The 11909-nt window shown below is 43.9% G+C and carries 11 protein-coding genes; 1 reads left to right on the top strand and 10 read right to left on the bottom strand.

Going from position 1 to position 11909, the window contains the following annotated elements:
- Positions 1 to 20: 20 nt before the first annotated feature.
- The 9 genes from leuC to atpD all read right to left on the bottom strand — a co-directional run bounded on the left by leuC (position 21) and on the right by atpD (position 10824).
- Positions 21 to 1418, bottom strand: coding sequence for a 3-isopropylmalate dehydratase large subunit (gene leuC / locus K7A41_RS13825; RefSeq protein WP_265714157.1), 1398 nt, complete (start codon positions 1416 to 1418; stop codon positions 21 to 23).
- 95 nt (positions 1419 to 1513) lie between these two features.
- The gene (ilvC, locus tag K7A41_RS13820) at positions 1514 to 2995 is read right to left on the bottom strand and encodes a ketol-acid reductoisomerase (protein WP_028071928.1); all 1482 of its coding nucleotides are present in this window, start codon (positions 2993 to 2995) and stop codon (positions 1514 to 1516) included.
- A 36-nt stretch (positions 2996 to 3031) separates the two neighbouring features.
- A complete protein-coding gene (locus K7A41_RS13815) occupies positions 3032 to 3505 on the bottom strand; it encodes a DinB family protein (protein WP_028071929.1) in 474 nt (157 codons plus the stop codon).
- A 13-nt stretch (positions 3506 to 3518) separates the two neighbouring features.
- Positions 3519 to 4109, bottom strand: coding sequence for an acetolactate synthase small subunit (ilvN, locus tag K7A41_RS13810; RefSeq protein ID WP_028071930.1), 591 nt, complete (start codon positions 4107 to 4109; stop codon positions 3519 to 3521).
- A gap of 17 nt (positions 4110 to 4126) precedes the next feature.
- A complete protein-coding gene (gene ilvB / locus K7A41_RS13805; RefSeq protein ID WP_265714156.1) occupies positions 4127 to 5869 on the bottom strand; it encodes a biosynthetic-type acetolactate synthase large subunit in 1743 nt (580 codons plus the stop codon).
- 122 nt (positions 5870 to 5991) lie between these two features.
- Entirely contained in the window at positions 5992 to 7692 is a 1701-nt protein-coding gene (ilvD, locus tag K7A41_RS13800) for a dihydroxy-acid dehydratase (protein ID WP_028071932.1), read from the bottom strand.
- Entirely contained in the window at positions 7676 to 8566 is an 891-nt protein-coding gene (locus tag K7A41_RS13795) for a branched-chain amino acid transaminase (RefSeq protein WP_265714155.1), read from the bottom strand. Before K7A41_RS13795 ends, ilvD begins: the two co-directional genes overlap by 17 nt.
- Positions 8567 to 8964: 398 nt before the next feature.
- A complete protein-coding gene (gene atpC, locus K7A41_RS13790) occupies positions 8965 to 9213 on the bottom strand; it encodes an ATP synthase F1 subunit epsilon (protein WP_028071934.1) in 249 nt (82 codons plus the stop codon).
- A 108-nt stretch (positions 9214 to 9321) separates the two neighbouring features.
- Positions 9322 to 10824, bottom strand: coding sequence for a F0F1 ATP synthase subunit beta (gene atpD / locus K7A41_RS13785; protein WP_028071935.1), 1503 nt, complete (start codon positions 10822 to 10824; stop codon positions 9322 to 9324).
- Between the two features lie 143 nt (positions 10825 to 10967).
- Here atpD and K7A41_RS13780 point away from each other — a divergent pair, with 143 nt between their 5' ends.
- Positions 10968 to 11168, top strand: a complete 201-nt coding sequence (locus K7A41_RS13780; RefSeq protein ID WP_265714154.1) for a hypothetical protein — start codon at positions 10968 to 10970, stop codon at positions 11166 to 11168.
- A gap of 7 nt (positions 11169 to 11175) precedes the next feature.
- Here K7A41_RS13780 and K7A41_RS13775 read toward each other — a convergent pair whose 3' ends face one another.
- Positions 11176 to 11826, bottom strand: coding sequence for a hypothetical protein (locus K7A41_RS13775; protein ID WP_265714153.1), 651 nt, complete (start codon positions 11824 to 11826; stop codon positions 11176 to 11178).
- Positions 11827 to 11909 lie beyond the last annotated feature (83 nt).

Raw genomic sequence — 11909 nt, 5'->3', positions numbered from 1 at the left:
TCAATTCGCTCATCTCAATACTATATTAACTCTCTAACATCAGTCACTCTGCCAGTCACGGCTGCGGCTGCAGCGGTCAACGGCGATACCAACATGGTGCGGGCATCCGGCCCCTGGCGTCCTTCGAAGTTTCTGTTTGAAGTGGAAACGCAATACTTACCGGCCGGAATTTTATCCTCGTTCATACCCAGGCATGCCGAACATCCCGGTTCACGGAGCTGGAATCCGGCTTCTTCGAATATTTTATCCAAGCCTTCTTCTTTTGCTTGTTTTTCGACCTGTTTGGATCCGGGAACAATCCAGACCTCAACGTCTTCCGCCTTTTGTTTGCCTTTTACAAATGAAGCGACTTCACGGAGGTCTTCAATACGCGAATTGGTACAGCTGCCGATAAATACATAATCGACGCGGTTGCCAATCACCGGGGTGTTATCTTTAAAGCCCATATAGTCCAGCGCCTTCTGATAAGAAGGTCTTTCGGACTCTGGCTGTGCATTTGTCGCCGGGATAGTTTCGGTGATTCCCATTCCCATTCCCGGATTGGTACCATATGTAATCATTGGAGCGATATCAGCGGCATCGAAAGTCAATACTTTATCAAAGATCGCATCTTCGTCTGAGTACAATGTTTTCCAGTACGCTAGGGCTTTGTCCCATTCGTCACCTTTAGGGGCAAATTCGCGTCCTTTCACATAATCAAAAGTGGTTTGGTCGGGGGCGATAAGTCCGCCACGCGCGCCCATTTCGATACTCATGTTGCAGATGGTCATACGCGCTTCCATACTTAGGGAACGTATTGCCGAACCCGCATATTCGATAAAATATCCTGTACCACCGGCTGCTGAGATTTTGGAGATGATATAAAGGATAATATCTTTTGCGCCTACGCCTTTTTGTAGGGTGCCATTGACTTCGATTTTCATGGTTTTTGGCTTTGACTGCAACAAACATTGCGTCGCAAAGACCTGTTCGACCTGAGAGGTGCCGATACCAAAAGCAATAGCTCCAAAAGCACCGTGTGTGGAGGTATGGCTATCTCCGCATACCATCGTTTTGCCGGGCAGGGTAATACCAAGCTCGGGACCAATGACGTGTACAATTCCCTGGTAAGGGTGCCCCAGACCATACAGCTCAATACCAAATTCAGCGCAGTTTTTGGTCAGCATATCCACCTGATACCGAGAAAGCTCTTCTTTGATCGGTAAATGCTGGTTGAGTGTGGGTACGTTATGGTCGGCAGTAGCTACCGTTTGCTTTGGACGAAAGACTGGAATTCCTCTTTTGCGTAAGCCATCAAAAGCCTGAGGAGAAGTAACCTCATGAATTAAATGGGTATCGATATATAAAATATCCGGAAACCCTTCTTCACGTTTGACGACGTGAGCATCCCAAATCTTTTCTACTAATGTTTTTGACATTTTTTATTCTCTCTTATGTTATTTTCATATTGACCAAGGCGATATTGCAAATGTCTCAATATCACCTTGGTTTGGATCGTCTAATTTACGAAATTTTAAACAGTTTTGATAGCTTTCATCGCAGTCATTGCTTTACGCAATTTGCGTCCAACGATTTCCACAGGGTGTTCGCGAAGGATTTCGTTGATGGCGACCAATTGAGCATTGTCGACTGCAGCATCTTTACCTTCATTGAAGTTTTTACCAACAAGATCGGTATCTACAGTCTTCATGAAATCTGCCAATAACGGTTTACATGCTTGATCAAACAAGTAACAGCCATATTCTGCCGTATCGGAGATAACGCGGTTCATTTCGAATAATTTTTTACGCGCTATCGTATTAGCGATCAATGGAGTCTCGTGTAAGGATTCGTAATAGGCTGATTCAGGCTTAATACCTGCTTCTACCATCGTCTCAAAAGCCAGTTCAACACCCGCACGGATAAAAGCAACCATCAATGTGTAGTTGTCAAAGTACTCTTGCTCGTTGATCTTAACATCTCCTGCAGGAGTCTTTTCAAACGCTGTCTCGCCTGTTTCGGCTCTCCATTTCAATAAGTTGGCGTCACCATTTGCCCAGTCTTCCATCATCGTTTTGCTAAATTCACCGGACATAATGTCATCTTGGTGTTTTCTGAACAATGGACGCATGATATCTTTCAGTTCTTCAGAGATTTCAAAAGCTTTGATCTTTGCCGGATTGCTCAGGCGGTCCATCATTCCGCTTACCCCGCCGTGCTTTAAGGCCTCAGTGATGACCTCAACGCCGTATTGTACTAACTTGGACGCGTAGCCAGCATCGATCCCTTTCTCGATCATTTTATCGAAAGACAGGATTGATCCCGTTTGCAATAAACCACATAAAATGGTTTGCTCGCCCATTAGATCCGATTTTACCTCGGCTACGAATGACGATTTCAACACACCGGCTCTATGACCACCAGTGCCGACGCAATACGCTTTTGCTTCTGCCCAGCCTTTTCCTTGAGGGTCGTTTTCGGGGTGAACAGCGATCAAGGTCGGTACCCCAAAACCGCGAAGGTATTCGGCACGTACCTCCGATCCCGGACATTTTGGAGCAACCATGATAACGGTGATGTCTTTCCGGATCTGCATGCCTTCTTCTACGATGTTGAAACCGTGGGAATAGGATAATGTCGCACCTTCTTTCATCAAAGGCATAACGGCGTTGATCACGGAGGTATGTTGTTTATCTGGAGTCAAGTTGATGACCAAATCCGCTGTTGGGATCAGTTCCTCATAAGTGCCTACCTTGAAATTGTTTTCCGTAGCATTTTTCCAAGAATCTCTCTTTTGTTCAATAGCTTCTTTACGCAATGCGTAAGACACGTCCAATCCGCTGTCTCTAAGGTTTAAACCTTGGTTCAAGCCTTGGGCGCCACATCCTACGATCACGATTTTTTTACCTTTTAAAGCATTTACTCCATCACTGAATTCGGTATTGTCCATGAATTCGGCGTGGCTTAATTGTTCTAGCTGCTCTCTTAGCGGTAAGGTGTTGAAATAATTTGCCATTGTTTTACTTTCTTTCTGTTATTGGTTGTTGATTATTTATTTTAATGATTGTACTAGTCTGCGTTGGGCCAAAGCATAGCCATAATGGACATTGTCATGTCCTGATGTCAGGGCGATCACTTCCTCGATCGTATCCATTGGATAACCATAAGTTGCCGTGGAAAAAGAGGTAGTTTCCTTAAAAAGACCCTTGGCATAGTCGCTGGCAATCTGTTCGATACTTTGGATAGCGATTGCTTTTAGCTCGTCGATTTCAGCTTGTTCAACAAAACGTGCTGGCTTGGTGTCTTTTTTATAATCTTCGTTGTATCTTACCCAAGCAGTATCTGCCTTGATTCCTGTGCGCACATACACCAAGGTCTGTGTGCTGACGACGATGTGTCCAAAGTTCCATATAATATTGTTATTAAAGCCTGCCGGAACTTGATTGAGCTGCTCTAAGGAAAGGCTGTCAACCAATTCAATGAATTTCTGACGTGCCTGCAATATAAATTTGAATGTTTCTTGCATATTCTAGGATTACTTACATGGTAAATACATCATCGCGTTTGTCCAGGTATTCATTTTCAACAATTTCCTGTGAAGGTTCCTGCGCTTCGAACTGAACAAGTTTGGAGTGAAAGCCTGCGCTGTCTTTAATAATAGCAATGCGGGCACCACGCACAAATTCGATTAGTCCATATTTCGTCAGCTCTTCGGTTAATTTGTCGATTTCTTCACGGTGACCTGCTGTTTCGAAAACGATATAATCGTTACGGATGACCACGACATTGGCGCCATATTGGCGCAGTAAGCGTTCCACATATACCTTTTCGTTGACAACGTCGGCAGGAACTTTGTATAAGGCCTGCTCTTGCCAGATCACCTCGTCATTCGTATTGTAGTACGCTTTGAGGATATCAATCTGCTTTTCCAGCTGACGGCAAAGCTTCCGCAACACATCTTCGGTTTCGGTGATGACGATAGTAAAGCGATGTATGCCCTCCACTTCCGACGGAGAGGTATTTAAGCTCTCGATATTGATTTTTCTTCTTGAAAAAATTGTCGAGATCCTGCCGATCAGGCCGATAGAATTCTCTGTATATAGGGTGATGGTATATTCTTGTTTTTCCATTGCAATTAAAATTAACCTTATTTCAGACGGATTTCAGATACGGATGTGCCTTGTGCAACCATCGGAAATACATTGTTTTCCTTTCCTACCATTACCTCCAGCAGGTATGCGCCATCGTGATCAAGCATGGTCTGTAATGCGTTGCGCAGATCCTTCCGTTCAGCAATACGCTGGCCTTCGATATAATAGCCTTTTGCCACGGCAACGAAATCGGGACTGGTGATATTTACGAAAGAGTAACGTTTGTCATGGAACAATTGCTGCCATTGGCGTACCATGCCTAAAAACTCGTTGTTCAGGATCAGAATTTTGACCTTTGCGCCAAACTGCATGATCGTGCCGAGTTCCTGGATCGTCATCTGTATGCCACCATCGCCGATGATTGCAACTACTGTCTTGTCCGGAGTACCATACCAGGCGCCGATTGCCGCCGGAAGACCAAAGCCCATTGTGCCCAGACCGCCCGAAGTTACATTTGATTTGCTATTGTTGAACTTGGCATAACGGCAGGATACCATCTGGTGCTGGCCGACATCAGTGGTAATGATTGCGTCGCCGCCTGTCAGTTCATTCAGCACATTGATGACTTCGCCCATGGTCATGATATCCGTTTGTGGATGAAGTTCATTTTGGATGACTTCTTTGATTTCTTCCTTTTCAAGTTCACGGAATTGTGCTAACCATTCCGAATGGTCCGCAGCATTCACCAACTCGGTCAGCATCGGAAGAGACTCTTTACAGTCGCCCCATACTGGTACTGTCGTCTGCACATTTTTGTCGATCTCAGCAGGATCGATGTCCAGATGAATGACTTTAGCCTGCTTTGCATATTTGTCGAGCCGGCCTGTTACGCGGTCATCGAAGCGCATGCCCACAGCAATCAAGACGTCGCACTCATTGGTCATGACATTGGGTGCGTAGTTGCCATGCATACCGAGCATGCCCACATGCAGCTTATGATCGGAAGGAAGTGCACTCAGCCCCATCACTGTGGCTGCAGATGGAATTCCGGTTTTCTCAATAAAAGCTTTGAATTCTTCTTCGGCCTTCCCTAAGATCACTCCTTGTCCGAAAAGCACAAATGGTTTTTGAGCACTATTGATTAGTGCAGCTGCTTGTTCGACGTATTCCTTGCGAACCTGCGGCGCGGGTCTATAGCTACGTACATGGTTGCACTTTTCATAACCGAAATAATCAAATAACTGCAGTTGCGCATTCTTCGTAATGTCGATCAGTACCGGACCAGGACGGCCAGTGCTGGCAATATAGAATGCTTTGGCGAGTGCTGCTGGAATTTCAGTTGCATCCGTGACTTGATAGTTCCATTTGGTGACTGGTGCGGTGATATTGATTACATCAGTTTCCTGAAATGCATCAGTGCCTAATAGGGAAGCAAAGACCTGACCTGTAATACAGACGATAGGGTTACTGTCGATCATGGCATCCGCCAGACCAGTAACTAGGTTGGTTGCTCCTGGGCCACTCGTCGCAAAGACGACACCTGTACGACCAGAAGTTCTTGCATAACCTTGGGCCGCATGGATTCCTCCTTGCTCATGGCGCACCAAAATATGCTTCAAACGATCCGTATAATCATAGAGGGCATCATAGATAGGCATGATTGCACCACCAGGATAGCCAAATACGGTATCAACTCCTTCGCTCAATAAGGCTTCCAGTACAGCTTTCGATCCCGAAATTTGGGCGGGCGCTTTCTGCTTGGTTGCAGCCTTATTTTCTGTTATTTCCAGTGTACTCATATTGATTAGTATTGAGATATTAGATTTTAGATGAGAGACATTAGATTTGAGATTGAACTCTTCAGGCCTGTGGCTCACTAAGTGTCTCCCACTTTTAACTTTTTAATTTTGACTTTTAACTTCTACAAATCCGTTACACAGCCTTCTGAGGCATCAGCCACGGTTTTGGCATATTTGTACAATACACCTTTGCTCACTTTCAGCGGCGGCTGTACCCAGGCTGCGCGGCGCTGTGCGATTTCCTCGTCGGAAAGTTGTACATTAATAGTATTATTGACGGCGTCGATCTCGATGATATCGTCGTCTTTTACCATGCCGATTAACCCACCTTTATACGACTCAGGAGTGATATGACCGACAACAAAGCCGTGTGTTCCACCGGAGAAGCGGCCATCTGTAATCAAGGCAACAGATTTGCCTAGGCCGGCACCAATGATCAATGAGGTGGGTTTAAGCATTTCCGGCATGCCGGGGGCCCCCACTGGACCTTCATTTTTGATCACGACGACATCTCCAGGCTTGATCCGGCCAGATTCGATACCGGCAACCAGATCGTGCTCCCCGTCAAATACCCGGGCAGGTCCAGTGAACTTTTCACCTTCTTTGCCTGAGATCTTGGCTACTGAACCTTTTTCTGCTAGATTTCCATAAAGGATCTGCAAGTGGCCTGTGGCCTTGATTGGATTGCTCAACGGCTGGATAATCGGCTGGTCATACTCCATAATGGACTTCACGTCAGCTAAGTTCTCTGCGATGGTTTTACCGGTTACGGTGAGACAGTCTCCATGAAGCAGACCTTCGTCCAGAAGATATTTCATAACAGCCGGTGTACCACCATACTGCTGTAAGTCCTGCATCAGATATTTGCCTGAAGGCTTAAAGTCTGCTAGAACCGGTGTCTCATCGCTCATCCGCTGAAAATCATCTTGTGTGATGTCAACGCCTACCGCTTTACCGATGGCAATGAAATGGAGAACAGCATTTGTACTGCCGCCTAAGATCACAATGGTGCGCAAGGCATTTTCAAATGCTTTGCGAGTCATGATATCAGATGGCTTGATATCTTTTTCCAACAGGATACGGATATATTTTCCTGCTTCCAGGCATTCCTTCTTCTTCGCTTCGGATATCGCAGGATTTGAGGAGGAGTATGGTAAGCTCATGCCTAGCGCTTCGATTGCAGAGGCCATTGTATTGGCGGTATACATCCCGCCACAGGCGCCTGCACCGGGGCAAGTGTGTTTGATGATCCCTTCATAATCTTCATCCGAGAGGTTACCACAAATGCGCTGACCCAAGGCTTCAAAAGCGGACACAATATTCAGTTCCTGGCCTTTATAATGACCGGGAGCGATGGTGCCACCGTATACCATCAGCGAGGGACGGTCCAAGCGAGCCATGGCCATAATCGCACCGGGCATATTTTTATCACAGCCGGGTATAGAGATCAGTCCGTCATAGTATTGACCGCCACAGATCGTTTCGATACTGTCGGCAATCACGTCACGGCTAACCAATGAATAACGCATGCCATCCGTACCATTGCTCATGCCATCGCTGACACCGATCGTACCGAAGGTCAAGCCTACCAAGTCATTGTCCCAGACGCCTTTTTTGACGATTTGGGCCAAATCATTTAAGTGCATATTACACGTATTACCATCATATCCCATGCTGGCAATACCCACCTGCGCCTTGTTCATATCGGCATCTGTAAGACCGATTCCGTAAAGCATCGCTTTAGCAGCAGGTTGCGTTTCGTCTTGTGTAAATGTACGGCTGTATTTATTCATTGCATTTTCGCCGTTAGATGATGACTTCATAATTTTCGTTCTCTAATACTAAATTTTTATATCTTCTTTGGATGGATGCTCCTATGCTGTGTTCCCACGCTTCTGTATAGGTGACATCGTCCACTTGTTTGATCCCAATAATTTCGGCTGCAGTGCCACATAAGAAGGCGCTGTCGGCGCGGTATATATCCTCCACTGTGAGCTGTTTCTCAATGACTTCGAAGTTCAGCTTTTTGCAGATGTTTTTAACAGTCTGCCGGGTAATACCCGGAAAGATGTTTTTCACAGGGGGAGTGTAGATTTTGAAATCCTTTTCAATAAAAATGTTTTCGCTGGAAGCCTGGGCCACATATCCTTCGTGATCGAGCATCAGGGCTTCGTCATATCCCTTGTTGATCGCTTCCGTAGTTGCGAGGATGGAGTTCACGTATTGACCTGAAATCTTGGAGTCTGTTCTAAAAGACTTCGGATTAGGTCTTTTGATGTCCGTGATACAAACGCGGAGGAGATTCTGACCAAGATAAGGTCCCCATTCCCAAGCGGCAATCATAATATCAGCTTCGGAGGAGGAGGTCAGATGCATATTAGACCCAGTCAGCACCAAGGGACGGATATAGGCCTCCCTTAGGTTGTTGACCGCCAACAGCTCATAGCACTTTTCTATGAGTTCGCGGTTGCTCCATGTGTAGGGGATGTTGACTGCTTCGCATGATTTTTTCAACCGGTCAAAATGCTGGTCGGCTTTAAAGATACGAGGACCATTATGGGTATTGTACGCACGTAGACCATCGAATACGGCATAGCCATAATGAAGCGATTGAGCGAAGGGATCCAATGCAGCTTCAGAAGCTTTCACGAAAGCTCCATTTAAATAAATCAATGTGTTCTTGTCGTAGTATTTCATAACCCTAAAATTTACCTTGTTAAATATTTCCCTTAGTTCCGGTTTTTGGCGGTAAATCATACAGTCTCAGGCTTTCGCATAGAGTCCGGATTTTCATTTCCTCAAGGTAGCAGGAATTACAATAATTGGCAATAGGCAAAGTGCGAATTTTGTATTTAGAATAAAATTTTATATTTATTAAGTTTTTTGTGTTTTAAGATTGATTTATTGTATCATTATGGATTTAAATTTTGTTAGTCGTATACCATATTTAAAATTGGTCTACACTGTCAAAAAATTATTTTTTGTTACAAACGTGAAAATTCTTCCTAAAATGAAGGAATTGTCAAAAAAACTTTAAAAAAAAAGCTTCCGATATTTCTACCGGAAGCTTTTCAATGTGTATAAAATCGATTGATTTAATCTCCGATAATTCCTTCAGCAAGCACGGTAATGACATTGTCTTTTGCTTCCACAACACCACCCTTAATGAAGACTTCTTGTCCACCTTTACCTTGTTGAATAATTACCTTTCCATCTTCCAAAGTAGACACAATGGCAGCGTGGTCCTTCAGGATCTGAAAAGAGCCTGCAGAGCCAGGTACGGTAACGGATGTTACTTCGCCTTCGTATACTAATTTGTCTGGAGTGATAATTGTTAATTTCATTATGCTTAGATATAAGATTTGAGATATGAGATTTGAGAACTTTAGGTTTTCAAATAGATATGAGATAATCGAAAGTCTATTATCTCATATCTAATGTCTATATCTAAATTAAACCGCTTCCGCTAATAATTTTTTACCTTTTTCGATAGCATCCTCGATACTACCTACCAAGTTGAAGGCAGCTTCAGGATATTCATCAACTTCACCATCAATAATCATATTGAAGCCTTTGATGGTATCTTTGATGTCTACCAATACACCCTTTAAACCAGTGAATTGTTCAGCTACGTGGAAAGGTTGCGATAAGAAACGTTGCACACGACGAGCGCGGTGTACGGTTAATTTGTCTTCTTCTGATAACTCATCCATACCTAAGATGGCGATGATATCCTGCAATTCTTTGTAGCGTTGAAGAATTTCTTTAACGCGTTGTGCAGTATTATAATGTTCTGCGCCTAAAACAGCAGGAGAAAGGATGCGGGATGTAGAATCCAAAGGATCCACTGCTGGATAGATACCTAACTCAGCAATTTTCCGGGACAATACTGTCGTTGCGTCCAAGTGAGCAAAAGTTGTTGCTGGAGCAGGGTCAGTTAAGTCATCGGCAGGTACATATACTGCTTGTACTGATGTGATAGATCCATTTTTAGTGGAGGTGATGCGCTCTTGCATTAAACCCATTTCTGTGGCCAAGGTTGGTTGGTAACCTACTGCCGAAGGCATACGGCCCAATAGCGCGGATACTTCAGAACCTGCTTGTGTAAAACGGAAAATGTTATCGATAAAGAAGAGCACGTCACGACCCTGGCCTTCGCCTTCGCCATCACGGAAGTACTCTGCCACTGTCAGACCTGATAATGCAACACGTGCACGGGCACCAGGAGGCTCATTCATCTGTCCAAAAACGAAAGTACATTTAGAGTCTTTCATCAATTCATGGTCAACAGTTTCCAAAGGCCATTCGCCTTTTTCCATGCCTTCCATAAAATGTTCACCATATTTGATGATACCTGACTCCAACATCTCACGCAACAAATCATTACCCTCACGTGTACGCTCGCCCACACCGGCAAATACAGAAAGACCACCGTGACCTTTTGCAATATTGTTGATCAGCTCCTGGATTAATACCGTTTTACCTACACCGGCACCACCGAACAAACCAATTTTACCACCTTTAGCATATGGTTCTAAGAGGTCAATAACTTTGATCCCGGTAAAAAGTACTTCGGATTCAGTTGATAAGTCTTCGAATTTAGGAGGAACGTTGTGGATAGGACGACCATTCTCTTTATTCAAATTTTGGATCCCATCAATGGCATCACCAACTACGTTGAATACACGACCTTTGATTTCTTCACCAACAGGCATTTTGATAGGAGCACCCGTATCGACAACTTCCATTCCGCGAACCAAACCTTCAGTTGCGTCCATGGCGATTGTACGTACACGGTCCTGACCTAAGTGTTGTTGAACTTCCAATACGATACGCTGTCCATTTTCTTTTTGAATGTACAATGCATCGTAAATTTTAGGTAGATTTTCACTGTCGGCGAAGTTGACGTCAACAACTGGGCCGATAATCTGCGCTATTTTACCAATCTTGGGCATATTATAGGGACTAAATATTTATTAATCAATTTTATATAGGAGACGCAAACGGCCTCTTTTTTGGTCAGCAAAAATAAGGTTATTCGTTTTTAAAAACAAATACAATTTGCAATTAAATTACATTTTTATTAATGTAGGTCAAAATGTTATCTGTTGTATTTCTGCACGTTTTGCCCGTGCTACGTTTTGCGCCGGATACCGGCTATATTTTTTTTGAGGCCCAAGATGTATGCTGTCTGTTTGCACATGTTGGAGCCTTGGACATTCCCAAAAATGCAATCGACCTGAAGACAGCCATCTGGCATCCGCTTCAGGTCGATTTATGTCTTGTATCCTATACTTAGCTTGCAGCTATATTTTTTTATTTAATTCATCTTGCAGCTGCCGTTTAAGTAACTGCTCTTTTTCCATGGCTTTTTTACGGAACGCTGCGAACTCCTCCTGAGACTGTTCGGCAGTTTTCTGAAATTCTACAGTATCCACCTTCGCTTTTCTATAGGAGAATAAAAAAATAAAGGTAGCGGTAGCCAACACTGCTATTATGGTCCAGACCACAGTGCTATATAAGCCTTTGGAGGTATTGATTCCCATGAAGGAGAAGCTGTCGGTTTTTTCTTTTTCCTGTGCCAGCTGGTCCTTTAATGTTTGGATAGAATCCTGAAGATTTTTGGTGTTTGCTGTGTAATTACTCGATGTTGACTTTAAGGTGTTGATCTCTTTATGCAATTTACTTACCGTGTCAATAACATTCTTTCGGATAATATCGAGGTTGGTCTTCCGAACCATTTTGAAGTCATAATTGTTTTTAGAGATATAGTTCAAGTGATCAAATTGGTTGGCCAAGCTTCCTTTTCTTAGTCCATCTGGGCTGTACTTATAGGCATTATTCGGCTGTGCGGCTCCTGTCACTGGCGTCGCAGCAGGTGTTTGGGCCTGTAATAACGAGTACGATGAAATAACTAAAACCATTAAGAATATAAATGCGAATTTCAATTTGCTCATATTGTCTATTTTGTAAAAATAAGTTTAATCAGTTCAAACCAGCTGCAAAGCTAGCATATGCTTGTGATAAATATAAGGAATTA

It is taken from the genome of Sphingobacterium sp. InxBP1 (genome assembly GCF_026191775.1).
GTDB lineage: Bacteria > Bacteroidota > Bacteroidia > Sphingobacteriales > Sphingobacteriaceae > Sphingobacterium > Sphingobacterium thalpophilum.
Note: the sequence above shows the minus strand (reverse complement) of the source record. Positions and strands in the feature narration are given on the sequence as shown.